Below are 19,986 nucleotides of genomic sequence, written 5' to 3'. Positions count from 1 at the left end.
AATTACGGTTCAAATCTAAATTATTCGTTTAGAACTATATAGAACCGTGAACCTAACCCAACCTACAAACTACTCACATTTTCGTCAAGCCAAGTAACTAAATATGAGACATTTGAAAAGCTTAAAAATTCTTCACCTAACACTTCTAATTGTTCGGTAGACAATACCCGAATACGTTCAACTATTGATGAATCTATCTCACCAAACCGTCGATTTAATTGTCGATGAAGAAAGCGAAAAGCTTCCTTTTGCTCTCCCTTCTGTAAAATATCTTGATAAATAACTGAATCCTGCATAATATCCTCGCTTAATAACTGACGAATCAAACTTTTCTCAAACCGTAAACCAGCTAAAATCTCAGTGTACGCTGCTGTATTGTGCCTCGTCTCCCTATCTGAAATTTTAGCGACTTCCTCAGCAACTTGCGATAATAAAGCTTGTGGGGAATCAGTTTGACACAAAGGTGCTAAGGGTAATAATGCCAAGTTATTCAGAAATAAAACGATTACCAATTACCAATTACCAATTACCAATTATCAACTAAATAAATAATTTCTTGTAAATCAGTAATAAAATAATCGGCTTCTTGTTTAACTTTTTCTCTGACTGCATATCTACCAAAACCGATAAACATATCGACAACAGATTTACTTTCTAAATCGCTGACACCATCACCGATCGCCACAATTTTGTCAGGTGAATATTGATCTCGTAAACTTTTGACAACTTCGGGTTTACCACCGGAGCGAGTTGAGGGATAATTACGGTCAAAGTCGCGATAGCTGCCATTTTCGTGAAAATAAAGGTCAACGGCTTCGATTAATTCTACACCCAGATAATCGGCTAAAGGTTTGATTGCTTGACGATAACCACCGCTTAAAATAATTGGTGTCCAACCTCGGTTTTTTAAAGTTGCAATAACTTGCTTTGCTGAAGGTTCCACAGTTTCAATATATAATTTACCAACTTCCGAGACAGAATCGGCAGTAGGTTGAATAATTGATAAACGTTGTGCAAAGATACTTTCTAAAGTAATTTTACCTTCCATTGCTTCAGCAGTCATTTTCTCAATCTCTTGAGTTGCTTCTTCACCTGCTACACGCGCTAACTCATCAACTCCTTCAATACTACTTAAAGTACTATCGCAATCAAAAATAATAATTTTATCGTGTTGACTTGACATATTTTTTGTTGGCTGAAACTGCAAAAGCCATAAACATCAGTATATTATCAAGTTTTGGTTGTTGATAGATAGTTGCTAATTATTAGTAGATAAAATCAAAGCTGCAATTTGTGAAAACGCGATCGCACTGACATACAAGTGGGGGGGAGAATCCCCCAATTGTTCTTCTCAAATGAATTTAACCATTAAATCTGTACATTATTACCTTAGCTTTAGCGTCTTCCTCAACAAACACCAAATACTCGCCGTTTTTACGCTGAAAAGCCCGCACACCATAAGGTATATCAACCCAACCAGTTTCCCCAAATACTTCTGGCCCCGGTTTCAAAATCCTCACCTGTCTTCCCGTCTTCGCATCATAAACGTAAACTTCGGCTTTCTTCACGGTAACGGCAAATATGTAGTCCCCAGCTATACTCATTGCGGCTGGATTCAATACTTCTGGAGGTGCGCTTTTATCTACAGGAAGCACTATCCGCCATTTTGGGGTGCGATTTCCTTGACTCCAGTTGTCGTAACGAGCGATTTCTGAGCCGATTAATTTCGCGTAATCACTATTTATGGCTGGATTATCTGGAGTGTAACCTGATAAATACATGGTGTCGGTTTCGGGGAAATATTCTATCCTGCGTAAGTCACCAAATATTTTCGGATGACCGATTTTTTTCATCTTGCTGTAGCTGTAAATCGGGTTTCCGTTTTTATCCAATCCTTGTAAAGGAAAATGACGAATCCCCACACCGTCTTGAGTACGTAAAGTTTTCCAAATATCGCCTTTACTATCTACCCACCATCCCCCAATATAGGGGTAATCTTCACTTTTTTCGTATTCGTCTTGGTCAAATGCACCGTTACCGTTGCGATCGCGCCAAATCCATTCTCCGGATGTTGGTTGAAAAGGAGGAAAATCACCTCCGATAGCTTGTTTACCCTCTGGATTAGTACCGATAAACATTCCTGAAGGTATGGCAATTTCACCATCGGTTTGTTTGTTGAAACGGTAGATTTGCAGCTTTCCACCGTACATATCTGTCAAATATAAAAACGTTTTACCCTGAATATGACGTACAAATGGTGCATCTGAAGGGATATGCAAACGGGGGTCTTGGGGATATTTGAAAGCGTTTAAAGTGTAACCTTTGTAATTGGCTTCTTTCCCAGGTGGCTTGCTGTAATCCATTACAAACCGTTCGTTCTTAGTATACACATCCAAGCCATTTGTTTGTGGATCTACGTCAGCATTGTCGAGAAATTGCAGCCCTAATAACTGCGACTGTAATTTACCTGATGCTGAAAACTTGCGTAAATCTACTCCAGAACGTTCAAACCCATCATTACTAACATAAATATTGCCCCAACTGTCGCTACCAACTCCCGAAATACCGTAAAATTTAAAATCTTTTACTTCTCCAGGAATCCCTGCATAAATACCACCTTTTTCACCAAACTTATCAATTTGTTTTGGTTTATTATTAATATCGTAAACTAGAACTTGTTGACTTAAACCATTTTCCACAATTAAAAGTCTACCGCGATTATCGATAGCAACTGCACTCGGTTTATCTAATCCGGAAATAACTCCCGGTAACTGTTTTCCTTGTTTTGAATAACTTACAACTTGATTATCTTGAATTATCCATAAATTACCTGTTTTATCGACAGCAATATTTCCGGGTTTTGCTAAATTAAAACTACGTAATTCCTGCATCGTATCGGCATCGTAAACGCGAACTTTATTCGCCGCACTATCGCTAACAAATAGCTCACTACCTACAGTTGCGAGTCCGTTAACTTCCGAATTATTACTCACAACTAACATACTTTTATCCCACCCCTTCCCATTTGCAAAAGGTGCAGGTTTTCCATTTAAATCGTAACGTCGTACACAATACCAATCAGTTCCTTTAGGTGGAAACCCATCTTTTTTTTCATCAATTGCCGATTGCTTCATTGCCACATAAATATATTTTTTATCTGCGGTAATGGCAACCCCACCGTTTCTTCCCCATCCGTGTAAATCCTCAGCTTTACCAATTACATCTCCGTTGCGATAAATCCCAACTTCTCTTCCTGCTTCATCCCATAAACTATTCGTATAAATAGTTCCGTCGGGAGCAACATACATTCCGCTAACTTGAATTTGCACCCACTTATCTCCACCCCCGAAACTATTTCCAATCCACGAAGTTATATAGCGTGATGAAGAAGCAGCAGAGGTTATTTTTCCGTCCAAATGAATTGCAACGATAATAGAAACAGCTATAACAGCACTCAAGATTAACAAAAATTTCTCAGTTTTACGATATTTAATGTTTCCATTACTGAATAAACTTTGAATATACGAATAAATTCTAAACAATCGCTTTTTTTGTTTCTGAGAGAATCTGTTCATTTTTGCCAATATTTTATTCATAAACTTCTTTATTTGTTGCCTTTTATCTATATACAATCTTCTTTTTAATAGTATCTATCAAAGATATATATAGAAAGAATAGACATTTGTTATATCTAGAATATAGAGTATATGGTTAACTAGTAGAGTTAAATAGTCTTTATCGATAAAAAAGCTAGGATTCATTAATCAAATTGATTTCATATCTTATTTGATTTATATCTTATTTTATCTAATAAAGAAAATATGTGTTAAATATATAAAAATGACAATAATTAAACATTTTATGATTCCAACTACCTTATACTTTAGATTAAGCCAAAGCTTTGTAATTCAGCTTTCATCAATAAGGATATAAGGAATTGCAAAGTTTGGATTTGTTTTACACAAAATTCATGAAATTAACACAAAAAATTCAAATAAATATTGATGATTTTCAAAATGAAATAGGAAAATAGATATTATTGTCAGTACATAGATTATTCTGTATTTATTGATACATAATATTAAGAATTAAAATGCTTTTTTATACATACGAAAAAGTTATAGATCGTAAGCTATTAATAATCTATATTGGTCTTAATCATCTTTCAGCACCATGTTACAGAATTTTCGATTCTCTGAAAAATAGGTATAAACAAGTTAAAATTAGACGAATCATGTCGTTTAACTTATATCTATAAGATACTAAAAAAACCAGAAACACAACTTCGAGTAGATATTAAATTGAAGATTATAGGAAAATTTTATGAGTTACATGGGAGCAGTAAAAAGTGATATGTAATGAAAGAAAGTATACATCGGTAAAACCTGCATCCATACTTTGCTTGGGTTTGGGTTGGTTTCCCAAAACTCCCGGAGGTTTGGAGAGGTATGTTTACGAACTTACACTGAGATTAGCTAAGAAAGACCAAGTAGAATTATGCGGGGTAGGTTTACCCGATGATGCTAACCTATCCATGACGATGACAAATTTAGCCGCACCAGACACTTCTATATTAAAAAGATTGTGGTCGGTAAGAAATAACTTTAAAAAAACCAGGATAACCAAGCCAGATGCAGTAAACCTGCACTTTGCCTTATATAGCCTGCCAATATTGGACTTATTACCCGCAGATGTGCCAATAACCTTCAATTTTCACGGTCCTTGGGCATCCGAATCTCAGCAAGAAGGAGTTGATAGCATTACAGCTTTGCTGAAAAAATCCTTCGTAGAACAAAGAACTTATCAACGCTGCGATCGCTTCATAGTTCTGAGTAAAGCGTTCGGTAATATTCTGCATCAACAGTACCAGATTCCTTGGGAGAAAATTCACGTAATCCCAGGTGGAGTTGATATTAATAGTTTCAAACCCGACTTATCAATCGCAGAAGCACGTACTAAACTGGGATGGTCGCTAGAACGTCCGACTTTGTTTACATCGAGACGTTTAGTCCATCGTGTCGGACTTGATAAACTGCTTACAGCAATAGCTCAAATTAAACCAAAAATTCCCGATATATATTTGGCGATCGCCGGACGAGGACCGTTACAAAATAGCTTACAGCAACAGGTTGTAGAATTAGGACTCGAAGACAACGTGAATTTTTTAGGTTTCTTACCCGACGAACTGTTACCAGTCGCTTATCAAGCAGCAGACCTATCAATAATGCCTTCACAATCCTTTGAAGGTTTCGGATTAGCAATAGTAGAATCTCTCGCTTGCGGTACTCCCGTCATCTGTACCCCCGTCGGTGGAATGCCAGAAATTCTCGAACCATTTTCACCCGAATTAATTACAGAGTCAATTGAAGTAAATGCGATCGCGAAGAAATTGGAACAGGTATTTTTAGGTGAAATCACCAAACCTTCACGAAAAGAATGCCGCGAGTATGCAGTTGACAACTTCGATTGGGATAAAATTGCTCAACAAGTGAGAAAAGTTATTTTAACGTAAATAAAATATAGAAAGCATCTTTTAAGTGTAAGGTATGTCCCTTCACCTGGGGAATTTTCTTGTAACTATTACAAGGTTGCTTCAAATATAATTATTTACCTTGGTGAACAATAGTTAGGAGTAGGGAGTAGGGAGTGGGGAGTGAGGAGTTAATGGTTCGACAAGCTCACCAATCAGTTAAGAGTTAGTTATTCTTCCCCTTGTCCCCTTGTCCCCCCATCTCCCCATCCCCCCATCTCCCCATCCCCCCATCCCCCCATCTCCCCTACTCCCTACTCCCTGTTAAAATATGAAAATCTTATTCTTAGATCAAAGCGGTAAACCTGGTGGTGCCGAATTATGTTTAATCGATATTGCCAAGCCGTATCAAAATGATTGTTTGGTGGGATTATTTGCGGATGGTTCTTTTAAGGATTTATTAGAAAAAAATCATATTCCGGTAAAAGTTTTAACTAGTCAAGCTATACAGGTTAAAAAAGAAAGTTCTCTTAGTCAAGGATTGGCAAGCATTACTCAACTTGCACCTTTAATTAGCAAAGTAATAAAAATTGCTCGTAATTACGATTTAATCTACGCAAATACCCAAAAAGCATTAGTGGTAGGTGCGATCGCCAGCTTTTTTAGCAATCGTCCTCTAGTCTTTCACCTCCACGATATTCTTTCACCCGAACACTTTAGTCAAACTAACCGTCGCATTTCAGTTACTTTAGCAAATCGCGCATCGTTAGTTATTGTTAATTCCCAAGCTAGTAAAAAAGCCTTTATCGAAGCAGGTGGGAAAGCCGATAAGGTAGAAATTGTTTACAACGGTTTTGATCCCCAAAATTATATAAGTCAAGAATCTGAAGTTAAGCAACTTAGAGAAAAATTAGAACTCGATGATAAATTTGTCGTCGGACACTTCAGCCGTCTTGCACCTTGGAAGGGACAACATATATTAATTGAAGCGATCGCCAAATGTCCGCCAGAAGTTGCGGTAATCTTAGTTGGAGATGCTTTATTTGGCGAACAAGATTACGTCAAACAGCTACACCAGCAAATTGACAAATTAGAACTACAAAACCGAGTCAAATTTTTAGGTTTTCGTCACGATATTCCCCTTTTAATGGCAGCTTGCGACCTAGTTGCTCACACCTCCACCGCTCCCGAACCTTTTGGAAGAGTAATTGTAGAAGCCATGCTATCGGGAACCCCCGTAGTTGCAGCAGCATCAGGTGGTGCAGTTGAGTTAGTAGAACCTGGTATAAACGGTTTTCTAGCGACTCCGGGAAATCCCCAAGAGCTTACCAAAGTTATCAACACCTGCCTATCTGACAAGCAAAAGACTGCCGCCATCGCGGAAACAGCCCGCAACACCGCCAGTCAAAGATTTAATGTAGCAAATATTGATCGGCAAATTGCTCAACTATTACAAGAGTTGGGCATTGGTAATGGGTAATGGGTAATTGGTAATTGGTAATTGGTAATTGCGTAGCGCAGTGTTACCCAGAGGGTGATATTGTCCCCCCATCTCCCCATCTCCCCATCTCCCCATCCCTTACCTTCACGCAGCTTCTCTTAACTGGGGCTTTTGCGATGCTTCGGGGAACGAAAACTGTAACTGTTCTGCAACTGGTGCTTTTTCTTGCTGCAAAACTTCTACATCTATATTTACGCTAATCAAATAATTGCCGCCATCAGCATCAACAGTTTCAGCTATTAGCTTGGCAATATCTGGACGTTTAGAACTAAGCACGTCACGCAAAATACATCTATCCCATTCGTGCTTCGCTGTAGGGTTGATACTGAGAATAAAGTGCTTAACCATAGGACAAATTTTATTTATTTTCTCAAGGTCTTCTATAGAGCCATTTTTATGATTTTAGTACATATGTATTAAAATGCCAATATTTCTTGAGGAGTAGACGAATTTTTTGCTACAGAAGCGGGTAATTCGCGTCAAGAACCCTTTTATTGCTTGTTTATGGGGAATTAACAAATTATTTACTGATGAAGAAGCTTGTTGCTAAGGGATGAGATGAGTTTATTCCTACGGTGAGAGTAAAGATGAAGCAGCAAGATTTATTGTGTTGATTAGTAACCCTTGGAAAAATCACCATGAAAATTACCAATTTGTCTAAAACTCTTTGTGCTAGTGCTTTCGCTGTTAGTTTAGCTGCTTTACCTTTATCGCTTCCTGCATCTGCTCAAACAGATCAAACAAACCCTGTAGGTGTAGATACCAATAGAACGATCGCAGTTCAAGAGAAAGACGGCTTTGATTGGGGATGGTTAGGTTTATTAGGTTTGTTAGGCTTAGCAGGATTAGGAGGTCGTAACAAACGTAACGAAACAGTAGCTTATCGCGACCCTAACGATGTTACCGGAACTGGTACTACAGGAACATCCACGAGATATTGAGTTACTAATAATACGCTGAGGGGGGAATCAATTTCAGACAATTGATTCCCTTTTAAAATGGAGTAGAGGAAGCAGAAGTAACTGATGATTGTTAATTGTTCATTGAATTGAGCCAAACAGATTGTTGTTGTACGGGAATGGAAATTCCAGCTTTATCGAAGGCAACTTTGAGACGATGACGATATTCTCTGGCTACATCCCACTGTTTGAGGGGTTGGGTTTTAATCCAGACGCGAATTATTAAACCGCGATCGCCAAAGTTATCAATTCCTAAAACATCAGGTGGTTCGATAATTTGATGTTCCCATCGCGCATCTTTATCCATTTCTAAACCAACAGTTTCAATTAATTCTAAGGCTTGGTCAATCGAGGTTTGATAAGCGATCGGAATGGTCAAATCCGCCCGTGACCAGCGACTTGAAAGGTTCGCAACTATTTTTATTTCACTATTGGGAATCGTAATTAAACGTCCTTCTGCATCGCGCAACTGTGTTATGCGTAAGTTGAGGTTTTCTACTAATCCCCCCACGTCACCCACGTTAATTACGTCACCCAAAGCGTACTGGTCTTCTACAATAATTAAAAAGCCGTTGATTGCATCTTTAATCAAGCTTTGAGAAGCCAAAGAAAGGGCAACACCGATTAAACTTGCACCTGCTAATAAAGGAACGATATCTATTCCTAAAGCCGTCAACGCCACCAAAACACCAATTGCCAGCCACAAAAGAGTAATAATACCTTTTGATACACCAGATATAGTAGAAACTCGTAGTTGCAGTCTTTCGGAAGTTTCTGGAGTTATTAAAGTACTGCTTCGGACGAAAGCAGTGGTAAAACGGTCAATTAAAAGATAGGTGAGGCGAATCGCTACATAAGTTCCCACTCCTACAACACTCAATCTTAAAGGAATCCGCAAGACAGCGATAATTCCGACTTCAATTGCTCGCGTGTAAGGAAATAAACTCAGCATGAATAAAGTTCCACCCGTCCAGATTACAGCCTGAGTTAGCTGAAAGAATCGTCGCTTTACTTCTAAAATATGCCGATTTTGCTGATGGCTCAGTTGTGTTGTAATTGGTTTATCTACTCGTATATCTGAGGTTGGGGGTCTAACCATAAAATTCCGTTTGGAACGGTATGATAAGCGCCGAACTCCCCAACTCATGAGAATCATTCCCCCAAAAACAGCCGTAGCTATTTTGCTGCGATCAATGAGAAACTCTGGTTGTCGCTCCAGTTTCGCCTGTTCTAAACTGTCCTTAATATCTTGCTTCAAACTCTCAGCCAAAATTTGAGGTTCAACCTGTCGTAGTTTTGCATCTTCTTGGGTGACAGTTAAGAGATATTGGTCGTTGACGTAAATTACTGGTAGTCCGTTTTGAGTCCGCGCTTCAATATTCAGCTTGGCATTATCCGAGCGCAGATAGTTTTTGCTAATTTTAGCCAGTTTTTGATTGATATTTTGCAGCCGTTCACTAATGCTCCCTCTGGGAGCAGCTATTTGAAACAAACGCCGACCATCCAAATAAACCCAACCACTAACAACTTTATTTTCTAAATCTTTGATATCTAATGAAGGTGTTTGTATTTGAGGTAAAAAAGGAATTTGTGCCATTCCGACCTTGGCATCAATGCCCACAGTTATCAAGATTGAACATAAAGCAATAATAATAAATCGGTAGCGCAAATAAAGACCTCCTTTTTTTTGAATTAACTGAAATAGATTTTGGCAAATAGTTCTTGTAAATGTACCTATCAATAGGCAAGTTTTAACTTAATTACTCATTATAAAGTGACAATAGATACATTGACTTTAAGTAAAGATAGTGAAAAAACTTATGTAATTAATAAAATAGATACAAATCAAGCTCCTTGTTTGTCAGACTTGGTTTAATCTAGTAAAGTGCGTTTAGATTAGACGCAACATTTTTATCAAAAAGAGGACTATTTAATGACTGCAACAACTCCCAGATTAAAGCACGAGGTTAAAGACCTTGGCTTAGCTGCTTTGGGAAGACAACGTATCGAATGGGCTGGACGTGAAATGCCTGTTCTACGACAAATTTGCGATCGCTTTGCTAAAGAAAAGCCATTCGCAGGACTCCGTTTAGTAGCTTGTTCTCACATCACCACAGAAACAGCACATTTGGCGATCGCGCTAAAAGCTGGTGGTGCGGATGCACTGCTAATTGCGAGTAATCCCCTATCAACTCAAGATGACGTAGCTGCAAGTCTTGTAGCTGACCATGAAATTCCAATCTTTGCTATTAAAGGCGAAGATGACGAAACCTATAAGCGCCACGTTGAAATTGCTTTAGATCACCGCCCCAATATCATCATTGATGACGGTTCTGATGTAGTTGCAACCTTAGTAAAAGACCGTAAAAATCAACTTTCCGATCTGATCGGTACTACAGAAGAAACCACAACCGGAATTGTTCGCCTGCGTGCGATGTTAAATGATGGCGTATTAACATTCCCGGCGATGAACGTCAACGACGCTGACACCAAGCATTTCTTCGATAACCGCTACGGTACCGGACAATCAACCCTCGATGGAATTATCCGCGCTACCAATATTTTGTTAGCTGGTAAGTGCATTGTTGTTGCTGGTTACGGCTGGTGCGGTAAAGGTTGTGCGCTTCGTGCTAGAGGTATGGGTGGTAACGTAGTTGTTACTGAAGTTGACCCCATCAGAGCAATTGAAGCAGTAATGGATGGTTTCCGCGTCATGCCAATGGCGGAAGCTGCATCTCAAGGTGATTTGTTCATTACCGTTACTGGTAACAAGCACATAATTCGTCCCGAACACTTCGACGTGATGAAAGACGGTGCGATTGTTTGTAACTCCGGTCACTTTGACATTGAAATTGACCTCAAATCCTTGGGTGCAAAGGCTAAAGAAGTTAAAGATGTTCGTCCTTTCACTCAAGAGTATAAGTTGCCTAGTGGCAAATCGGTTGTTGTCCTCGGTGAAGGACGTTTGATTAATCTCTCCGCTGCTGAAGGACATCCCAGCGCGGTGATGGACATGAGTTTTGCTAACCAAGCTTTGGCTTGCGAATACCTTGCCAAGAACAAAGGTAAACTCGAACCTGGTTTGTACTCAATTCCTGAAGAAGTAGACAAAGAAATTGCTCGTTTGAAGTTGGAAGCAATGGGAATCAAGATTGATACTTTGACTTCAGCACAAATTGAGTACATGAATTCTTGGACTTCTGGAACCTAATTTTAATTTGATTCCAACTTGGAATTAAATTTTATTTTTATACTGGACGGGCTATAATGCCCGTCTTTTTTTTTGCTGATTAATTAAAAATATCTCTAATTGCGACTTGACAATTGCTGGATCATTATTTACTTTCCACAAACCCAAGTCAAAACTATTTAGATAAAGCCAAAAAAGCATCTAAAAAATATATAATTTTGATGGATTTGTAATTGTTTTAACTGAATTATTTACATCGATTTATTATCTGCTAATTGTTTTTCTTTAAGCTACACTATTTTAGATTGAGATTAACCATTCAAGTAAGTTGGCACAAATAAACCGAACTATGTAACAAAATGTAAATTGGATTAAAAGCCTTACTCCTACTCCCTTGTCCTAATTACAATTTTCAACGCCAACCTACTTAGGAGAAAAAATAAACTTCAAGGATATTGAGCTTCCTTTTTAAGAATAGGATTTACGTAATCTCCTGCCGGTTGATATCACCCTGGGCTTTACGTAAGTCTTAAATGACTCATTTATATACAGTGTCTTTAATCCTATGAATATAAAGTTTGGGAAAATCGTCAATGTGTTAGCACAAGCCAATATAATTCGCGATCGCTATTTAAGCTTGTTCTGGATTTCTGAAGTCTCTAAAGCTGAAGTTGACCTTGAAGATTTGTACGAAGCTATCATTCATCTAAAAGATGCTGTAGATGTAATGAAGCCATTAGAAATGTCTGTTAGCAAGATTGAAGTACGCGATTTAACCACTGTATTTTTATTTTTAGAATCAGCTAAAGATGCATTATTTCGGGCAAAAATTCCCCATGCAGTCAAAGCAATGGATAAAGTTATCAAAAACATCAACAAAGCCTGCAAAACACAATCGGAACGACACCAGAAAAGATTGATTTCAGAAATATTAAACGCTTTAAATAAGGTATTAGATTCGATTGAAAAAGCAATATCTAATGTTGTAGTACCTATAATTACTCATATGACTTATGAAGAATTATTGTGCAAATTAGCAGCTTATTCATCAAATGTGGCTTTTTGAATTATTTCAGGACTTACGCAATCAAAAATTTTCAGTTAAGCTCAAAGCCTTACTTCTACTTTCTATTTCCTTGTCATAACTAAGATTTGGCTATGCTAACCTACTTGCTCAAAACCTATATCTTCAAAAAACTTTATCATAATTTGATGGTTTGAATAAGGTTTAGCTGCCAGTTTGGCATTATTAGTTTGGGATTTATCCTTAGAGTAAATAGAATGACTTCTTTGTTCGTTCTAGATTTCCTCTTAAAAGAAGAGAGTAATTCACCGTATCAAAAGAAGCAAAACTGCCCATTTGAAAAATAATTGTTTATACGATTTTCTCCTACGACTCTAAACCAAAAAGAAAATAGGATTTGCTACTAGTACTCCACCACATAAGTTATGAGGGGTGTCTGGTAGTGCGAGCGTCCCGCTCGCTCGTGACCAATAGATCGCGGGACGCTCGCTGGTTGCTTTTAGCCCGCTCGCTGGTTGCTTTTAGCCCGCTCGCTGGTTGCTTTTAGCTCGCTCGCTGGTTGCTTTTAGCTCGCTAATTGTAACGAGCGACCAAGATGGTCGCACTACGAATGTTTTACCCCGCCTTCATTAATGTGGTGGAATATTAGTAGTTCACTACATAAGTTATGAGGGGTTAGCGTAGTGCGTTCACGAAGTGTGCGCGAAGCGCAAGCGTCTCGCTCGCTAGTTACTACCAGGGAATGGCACTCCGACACTACAAATACCCCGCCTTCATTAATGTGGTGAAGTACCACATAAGTTATGAGGTGTTCGTTTTCCGTGGAACCGTAAGGAGACCTGATTGTCAAGAACGAGCTTTTCGGCTCGCAAATCCGACTAAAGATAAAATGAATGTCTTGTAAATAAATAGTAAGGTAAGCTTGTATTTTGAGGGCTTCTCAAACTTTACGTTCAATTTCAATACTAAAGAAAGTAGTTTTAAGTCTCGTCTTCCTTACCTCTTAGTTCCTCATCTTATAAAGGCAAACCTAATTTTAACTACTAAGAACTGATGTTTAAAATCAAAAATTCTAAAATATTGGCGACTCCATTGGACTATAAAGGAGTTTATCCCTGTCCGGTGTGTAGAGTAGGAAAAGTTCAAAATATGCCTTTAATGGAGGCAATGTCCTGTGATTTTTGTCATCAAATTTTTACAGTCAGTTTAGAACAACAACAACTAAAAATGCCTTCACGGGAGCCTCCCTTGATTTGGCGATGGAATGGCTTTTACTGGACAGAAGCTCATCTAGAAGGGATTGAGTTTGGCTGGGGTTATATACTCGCAACACTTGCTTTTGTACTACTTCCCACCACAATAATCGGATTAGTTGCCTATAATTTGCCTCCAGACCCAAACGCTCCTTTATCTTGGGTTCCTTATATTTGGACATTGCTAACATTCTTTTCTCATTTAACAATTATTATTTGGCTATTTATAGAAGTTTATCAAATTCCTATTAAGGCTTATTTCCGAGCTTTACAACAGCGCTTAATCAGTTGATAAATCAGGTCTAAATATAAAACGTTCTAATACTATATAAAGATGCGCCGAATGTAGCCCAAGCAGGTGGTGAATCCGGAGGAGCTTTGTTTGTGTAGCCCCACTCTTCCAGAGTTAGGGCAATTTGGCGCTAATGACCTAAGACTTAAACTGTTTTTCTAATAAATTCAGCAAAGTTTCTCTAGGAACTATCGACGATAGCTTAGTAAGGAATTTAGATGCGATACTACCAACTACGACATTTACACGTCCTTCATCTAAAGCTTTCAAGGTTTGGTCTACGACTTCTTCGGGGGTAGTCATACCTTGAGCGTTGCGTGCTAGTGCGGGAGGAAAATTTGCTTCATTGAAAAAGTTGGTTTCTGTAGGTCCGGGACAAACTACTAAAACACGCACTCCATATCGACGATTTTCTGCCCATAATGCTTCGCTGAAACTCCTAACAAAAGCTTTACTCGCAGCGTAAACTGATAAATATGGTATGGGTTGGAATGCAGCAATTGACGATACATTGATAATGCTTCCCGAACGTCGAACGCGCATTTGCGGTAAAAACCTGTGGGTTAAATCTACCAGCGCTACATTATTTAACTGCACCATTTGCACTTGGCGATCGCCATCGGTTTGAACAAATTCACCGTAATCTCCAAATCCTGCGTTGTTGATCAGTAAATCAACGGTCAATCCTTTGGCTACCGTAGCATCGAACACTTCCTGAACCGCTGATGGTTGAGTCAAATCCTTGGCAATAACGTCTACTTGAATGTTGTGTTGCTCTCGTAGCTGTTGAGCAAGAGCATTCAGTTTATCTTCCGAACGTGCAACAATAATCAGGTTTGTATTCTGTGCAGCAAGTTTCTGTGCAAAACTTTTACCGATACCACCGGAAGCACCAGTAATTAAGGCTGTTGGCATTTTTATTAATACATATTTGTTAATTACCTTACAAAGGGTAACAATATTGGCACTCAGTTCTACCTATCCAAAGTCATAGAACAGGGAATAGGGAATGGGCATTGGCAATAGATTGCTAACTCCTGATTTTCTTTAGATTACGATGTATTTTTGTTACTCAAGATGGGAATAGTAAGAGTAATAATTACAGGGTGTTTCAATGTACCGTCTTCATAACAACGCATTTGAGATTTTAAGTGCTGAGATTGAAATTTGTAAAAGTAAAGACAAGCAAGGAAAACAAAACCAGCAGATTGTGCTTAAACGTTTGGAACAACTGCGGTTAAAAGTTGGGAAACCTGCGAAATTAAACGAGTTGCGTGCTGCGGTTGTGGATGTCTTTCCCATCTTCAGCGAAACGGCTCTTAAGGAAGCTGCAAAATCCAATCGGAAGCCGAGTATTTTTCATAAGTTTAAATATGTGGCGATCGCTTTCGCAAGTGCTGCTGGGGTATTGACAATAATTAATTTACCGTATCCCAATATTCGCTGGTCGGTTGCGAGAACAGCACCAATATTGCTGATTCCTTCTTATCTGAGCATGGATTTTCACTATTGGGGAGCAAAAAATTCCGCTCAACAAGCAGAAAACTTACTTATCTCTGCCGAGAATTTTACCGATATTCAGCAAGTCGAGCATAAAACTGAAGACGCACAAAAACACTTGAGTAGCATTCCGGTTTGGTTTTTAGGATATTATCCAGAGGTTTATTGTGAAAAATTTAACTGTAGTTGGAATTTTAATTTTAATGACTTTAAAAAAATCCGGACTCAATTAACGTTAGTTGAAACAGAAGTGTTTAGAGAAAAGCAGGCTTTTATACCTTTAATAGAAGCAGAACAAGTTTACAACAGTGCAAAAATTGAGTTAACGATCGCAAAGACTCAGAAGCAGAAAGAACTAGCGATCGCTTCAATTGAAGCAACTATTAATACCATAGAGAATATTCCTCCAGAAACATTAGCAAGCAAAAAGTCAGAAGCAAAATTAAAGGTGTATAAGCATTATTTTCAAACAATTGCTCAAAAAAAATAGTGTTCATATGGGGATTTTTTTTCATCCCCGGATCAATTTTTAAAATCAACCATAAAATAGTCCCGTTTCCGGTTCAATTCAATACACGATTTAATCCAAATGAAACCCCTACATTCCTGTTTCAATAAGTCACAAAAGGTGGTATTGTGTACAATTAGATTTTAGTACAATAGAACTATTAAAACGAGATATATGTCCGATTTAATTTTGTTTTGGCATCGTCGCGATTTACGCATTGCTGATAATACCGGAATTGCCGCAGCATTGGAAAAAACTCGTAAGGTGGTGGGTGTTTTTTGTCTCGACCCAAATATTCTCCAGGGGGATGATGTTGCAGCAGTCAGGGTGACTTATATGATTGGCTGTTTGCAGAAACTCCAAGAAAAATATGCTCAAATGGGTAGTCAGTTATTAATTCTTCAAGATCATCCAGTCAAAGCGATTCCTAAGTTAGCAAAAGCTTTAAACGCTAAAGGGGTATTTTGGAATTGGGATGTGGAACCTTACTCTCAGCAGCGAGATGCAGATGCGATCAATGCGCTTCAAGAGCAAGGTATTGAGTATTTAGAGAAAAATTGGGATCAAATCTTAAATTCACCAGACTTGATTCGGACTGGTTCCGATAACCCCTACACAGTTTATACTCCGTTTTGGAAGAATTGGATTAGTAAGCCGAAAGATTCTCCGGTGGAAATTGTCGATCGATTCGAGGGATTGACAGCAGAAGAACAACAAACCGCAACCAAAGCGGGAGTACTTGAATTACCGACTGCGAAAGATTTAGGATTTAACTGGGATGGAGAATTAGTTATCGAACCAGGAGAAGAAGCAGCGCAAGAAAGGTTAGAAGAATTTTGTTACAGCGCGATTAATGAATATCAACATCAAAGAAACTTTCCGGCAATTGATGGTACCTCAAGATTAAGTGCGGCTTTAAAATTTGGTGCGATCGGTATTCGTACTGTGTGGAAAGCTACCGAAGACGCATTAGAAAACAGCCGTAGCGATGAATTAGCAACTAATATCCGTACTTGGCAAAAAGAAATAGCTTGGCGAGAATTTTATCAGCACGCAATGTATCACTTCCCGGAATTAGCGTCAGGTGCTTATCGCGATGCTTTCAAAAACTTTCCTTGGGAAACCAACGAATCATATTTTCAAGCTTGGTGTGAAGGAAAAACTGGATATCCCATAGTTGATGCTGCGATGCGACAATTAAATGAACTTGGCTGGATGCACAATCGCTGTCGAATGATTGTTGCTAGTTTCTTGACCAAAGACTTATTAATTAATCCTCAATTAGGCGAAAAATATTTTATGCAAAGATTAATCGATGGCGATTTATCTGCTAATAATGGCGGTTGGCAATGGAGCGCTTCTAGTGGAATGGACCCCAAACCAGTACGAATTTTTAATCCTGCATCTCAAGCGCAAAAATTTGATCCAGAAGGCGAATATATTCGGCAATGGGTACCAGAATTGAGTTCAATGGATGCCGAATATTTAGTAACAGGAAAAATTACACCTTTAGAACGTCAAGCTGTCGGTTATCCCGAACCAATTGTCGAGCATAAACAGCAGCAAAGAGTATTTAAGGAAATGTATAAAAATCAGAAAGAGAAAGTTGAAAGTTTGGGGTAAACGGTTATCAGTGAGCAGTGAACAGTGAGCAGTGAACAATTATTAACGATTGGTTATGAAATTTATCGACTTTCTTTTAAGTCCGTCACGCTACGCCTTTTTCCTTTCACTGATAACTGTAGGACTTACGCTACACTAACGTAATCGCAGAATCTTTGCGAAAGTTCCCTACACTACGTTCCTGGTGTTTGCGTAAGTCCTGTACTGATGACTGTTCACTGTTCACTGATTCAAAGCAGTTCTAAATTGATTAAGAATATTCCGAACTGCCATAAACTCTGGATTTGCAGCGAGTTTTTTGAGAGTTTTGGTATCGCTTTTTATAATAATATTATTGTAAGCATTGATAGCAGAGTTTAGTTTATTAATATCTACATTAAGTTGACTATTTTGCGCTAGTAAATAACCTGCTGCTAAACTTTTATTGCTAGCTACTAGTTGGGCTGGTTGTAATTGTTTAGCTACAGGAATACCTGAGAATGCTGCTGAAGGAGAATTAATCATACCTAGCATAGAATTAATAAGTGCTTCAACTGATGTCTCGCTAACTCCGGCTTCTATAAGAGCATTTTTTACTTGAGAGATTACATCACTTGCATTTGTTCCTCTTACGAGAATAGCAAAAATAACACTAGTTGGAGAAACTTCAGTGCGGCTTGTGGTATTATTTTCACCATCATTAGCATTACCAACAGTTTTATCTCCATCACCATCAGAAGAGCTAATATTTCCACCATCATTACTATTAATAGCCTCAATAGCAACTTGGTTAAGTACTGTACTAGCAACTTGATTCACTCTTGCTTGAACTGTTGGTGGTACAGTTATTTGACCGCTTTTAAGTTCAACAAAATTGCTAATATCAGGTGCTATTTGTGGATTTGTTGTCTGATTCTGGGGACTGAAACTTCCACCAGAATAACCAGATGAATCATCGGTACTTCCCTGAGCATTTGCCTCACCAGCATTAGCTTTTATTGCCATAGCGTTAATAGAAGCAGCGATCATTATTAACGTCAAACTTAAGTTGAATAATTTTTGTTTTTTCATGATTTGTATTTATACCTTTAAAACCTAATCGCATAACCCGCACTTAAACTAATACCAAGACCGTCATCAAAGTTATTGGTAACGTCGGTAAATATAGCGTTAATAACTATGGGAGTTTGTTTAAAGGGAGCAAAAGAACCACCTATATTTAACCGATTTCCAGTCCAGCTACTTACCCAAGCCACTTGGGGAGCGGTTCTGATACCGATACTACCGAAGATATTGGCAGGATTTTCACCAGATACGATCGCACCTTTGGAACGAAAACTACCGCTACCAACTCCCAAAGAAATGGTTAGAGGCATTTTGTTGTCTGGGTTATTGGGTTGTAAATTAAATGATTTGGTCGCGACTCCATAAATGGTGTCTTTTGCGTTGTTGCTATCTCCCCAAGTTACGGGATTTGAGAAACCAACAGCAACAGCTGCACCGTCACCAAGATATTTATGTACTTTAAACCCTAAAGAACCGCTATCTCCAAAATCAAAGTTACTGTTACCACCACCGACGCTGGTAATATTCGCATTCACTTCTACACCAACGCTTTTAACTGCGTCTCCCAAACCAAATCCCACTGATAAGGAACCGTCAGTACGTCCTTTGTCTAAAGGGAAGAACAACCCACCACCCACATAAGCTTGTCCCCAACTCGCACCGTAAGCAGAAGGTGTACCGGCTGTAGAACCAGGTGCGCCGTTAAAAGTAGCTACATTTACGGTAATTGGGTCAATTAAAAGCTCTTGACGCAATTTATTCGCTTCTCCCAAAGTATCTCCGATTACTTCAGAAGAATCTGTTTGAGCAATTTTTTGGCTTTTATCAATATCGCAACAAGACACTGGCTCTGCGATTTTACCTTCGTTTACTTTATGTCCGATCAACAATTCGGAAGATAAAGCAACGGGTTTTAATTGTGCTTTTTCAGCTTCTGTCTGTTTGAGGGATATTTTTAAATTGGGATTAATGCTTAAGTTTGATGCTGATGCCGTGTGTTTTGAATTATAAGTATTTAAGCTAATTTCAGATAAATAATTGTCTTGATTTATTGTACCTAATGCAGGTTTTACCCAGAAGCTAATAGAAGCAAATAAGAAGGCTGTAATATTTGTTCCTAAGCACAAATAGAAGAATGAACTAACAGTATTATTACGTATGTTTTTTGTATGCATTACTCAGATCAAAATATTTAACTGTTTACACTCAAAATACAAGTTATCTTGTATAGGATTTCCGATAAATTAATCGTCCTATTGGAAAGATTTTTTTACTATGCTTTGATAATGCTGCAAAAAGCTTACGTTATCTAACGGGCTTGAATAAACCAATTGAAGCTAACGAATAGCTCGGTCGATTTATTGTCTTTTTTAAACCTTTATCAAGCAACTGTCTTCAGTATTGTTACTTAGAAGTAGAATGCCAATAAAGTTGTGAATAAAATTACTGATGAAGATAATAAATAAAATTTAATTTTGTTCTTACCAGCGAAAAATCAAGCTAGTACTTCGTCACATAAGTTATGAGGGGCTAACGTAGTGCGACCATCTTGGTCGCTCGTTACCACCAGGGAGCGAGACGCTCCCACTACGAATACATGACCCCGCTTTCTTAATGTGACA

The 19,986-nt window shown here is 38.4% G+C and carries 15 protein-coding genes and 1 pseudogene; 8 read left to right on the top strand and 8 right to left on the bottom strand.

The annotated features are described in order from the left end of the window. Positions 1–62: 62 nt before the first annotated feature. The 3 genes and pseudogenes from VB797_RS03980 to VB797_RS03970 form a co-directional block, all read right to left on the bottom strand. A pseudogene (locus VB797_RS03980) lies at positions 63–500 on the bottom strand (DUF4351 domain-containing protein); the annotation flags it as partial. Positions 501–526: 26 nt separating this feature from the next. Then, positions 527–1,183, bottom strand: coding sequence for an HAD-IB family phosphatase (locus VB797_RS03975; RefSeq protein WP_323236335.1), 657 nt, complete (start codon positions 1,181–1,183; stop codon positions 527–529). A gap of 178 nt (positions 1,184–1,361) precedes the next feature. Further along, the gene (locus tag VB797_RS03970; RefSeq protein WP_323236334.1) at positions 1,362–3,575 is read right to left on the bottom strand and encodes a hypothetical protein; all 2,214 of its coding nucleotides are present in this window, start codon (positions 3,573–3,575) and stop codon (positions 1,362–1,364) included. A 776-nt stretch (positions 3,576–4,351) separates the two neighbouring features. On the opposite strand from VB797_RS03970, the gene VB797_RS03965 reads away from it, so the two are divergent. Together VB797_RS03965 and VB797_RS03960 are read left to right on the top strand one after the other, a co-directional pair. Then, positions 4,352–5,512, top strand: coding sequence for a glycosyltransferase family 4 protein (locus tag VB797_RS03965; protein WP_323236384.1), 1,161 nt, complete (start codon positions 4,352–4,354; stop codon positions 5,510–5,512). 289 nt (positions 5,513–5,801) lie between these two features. Further along, on the top strand, positions 5,802–6,950 hold the full coding sequence (locus VB797_RS03960) for a glycosyltransferase family 4 protein (RefSeq protein ID WP_323236333.1): 1,149 nt from the start codon (positions 5,802–5,804) through the stop codon (positions 6,948–6,950). A gap of 105 nt (positions 6,951–7,055) precedes the next feature. Here the strand turns inward: VB797_RS03960 and VB797_RS03955 are convergent, their stop codons facing one another. Beyond that, positions 7,056–7,319 (bottom strand): hypothetical protein, encoded by a 264-nt coding sequence (locus tag VB797_RS03955; RefSeq protein WP_323236332.1) that lies wholly within the window; start codon positions 7,317–7,319, stop codon positions 7,056–7,058. Between the two features lie 290 nt (positions 7,320–7,609). On the opposite strand from VB797_RS03955, the gene VB797_RS03950 reads away from it, so the two are divergent. After that, positions 7,610–7,912, top strand: a complete 303-nt coding sequence (locus tag VB797_RS03950) for a WGxxGxxG family protein (protein ID WP_323236331.1) — start codon at positions 7,610–7,612, stop codon at positions 7,910–7,912. Positions 7,913–8,003: 91 nt separating this feature from the next. Here VB797_RS03950 and VB797_RS03945 read toward each other — a convergent pair whose 3' ends face one another. Next, positions 8,004–9,599 carry a mechanosensitive ion channel family protein gene (locus VB797_RS03945; protein WP_323236330.1) on the bottom strand — a complete coding sequence of 532 codons (1,596 nt, stop codon included), beginning with the start codon at positions 9,597–9,599 and terminating at the stop codon, positions 8,004–8,006. Between the two features lie 264 nt (positions 9,600–9,863). Between VB797_RS03945 and ahcY the strand changes: the two genes are divergently transcribed. The 3 genes from ahcY (at position 9,864) to VB797_RS03930 (ending at position 13,689) form a co-directional block, all read left to right on the top strand. Then, positions 9,864–11,141 carry an adenosylhomocysteinase gene (gene ahcY, locus VB797_RS03940; protein ID WP_323236329.1) on the top strand — a complete coding sequence of 426 codons (1,278 nt, stop codon included), beginning with the start codon at positions 9,864–9,866 and terminating at the stop codon, positions 11,139–11,141. Between the two features lie 544 nt (positions 11,142–11,685). Then, a complete protein-coding gene (locus tag VB797_RS03935; RefSeq protein ID WP_323236328.1) occupies positions 11,686–12,186 on the top strand; it encodes a hypothetical protein in 501 nt (166 codons plus the stop codon). Between the two features lie 1,011 nt (positions 12,187–13,197). Then, positions 13,198–13,689 carry a hypothetical protein gene (locus tag VB797_RS03930; protein ID WP_323236327.1) on the top strand — a complete coding sequence of 164 codons (492 nt, stop codon included), beginning with the start codon at positions 13,198–13,200 and terminating at the stop codon, positions 13,687–13,689. 138 nt (positions 13,690–13,827) lie between these two features. On the opposite strand, the gene VB797_RS03925 is transcribed toward VB797_RS03930, so the two are convergent. After that, on the bottom strand, positions 13,828–14,604 hold the full coding sequence (locus tag VB797_RS03925; protein ID WP_323236326.1) for an SDR family oxidoreductase: 777 nt from the start codon (positions 14,602–14,604) through the stop codon (positions 13,828–13,830). 199 nt (positions 14,605–14,803) lie between these two features. On the opposite strand from VB797_RS03925, the gene VB797_RS03920 reads away from it, so the two are divergent. Further along, the gene (locus VB797_RS03920; protein WP_323236325.1) at positions 14,804–15,679 is read left to right on the top strand and encodes a hypothetical protein; all 876 of its coding nucleotides are present in this window, start codon (positions 14,804–14,806) and stop codon (positions 15,677–15,679) included. 192 nt (positions 15,680–15,871) lie between these two features. Further along, the gene (locus VB797_RS03915; RefSeq protein ID WP_323236324.1) at positions 15,872–17,320 is read left to right on the top strand and encodes an FAD-binding domain-containing protein; all 1,449 of its coding nucleotides are present in this window, start codon (positions 15,872–15,874) and stop codon (positions 17,318–17,320) included. A gap of 222 nt (positions 17,321–17,542) precedes the next feature. Here VB797_RS03915 and VB797_RS03910 read toward each other — a convergent pair whose 3' ends face one another. Further along, positions 17,543–18,370 (bottom strand): hypothetical protein, encoded by an 828-nt coding sequence (locus VB797_RS03910; RefSeq protein ID WP_323236323.1) that lies wholly within the window; start codon positions 18,368–18,370, stop codon positions 17,543–17,545. A 17-nt stretch (positions 18,371–18,387) separates the two neighbouring features. Next, the gene (locus tag VB797_RS03905; RefSeq protein WP_323236322.1) at positions 18,388–19,539 is read right to left on the bottom strand and encodes a hypothetical protein; all 1,152 of its coding nucleotides are present in this window, start codon (positions 19,537–19,539) and stop codon (positions 18,388–18,390) included. Positions 19,540–19,986: the final 447 nt, after the last annotated feature.

Origin of the sequence: Rivularia sp. UHCC 0363 (genome assembly GCF_034931125.1) — a bacterium.
GTDB lineage: Bacteria > Cyanobacteriota > Cyanobacteriia > Cyanobacteriales > Nostocaceae > Rivularia.
The sequence above is the reverse complement of the archived record's forward strand: the minus strand, read 5'-3'. Positions and strand labels throughout refer to the sequence as shown.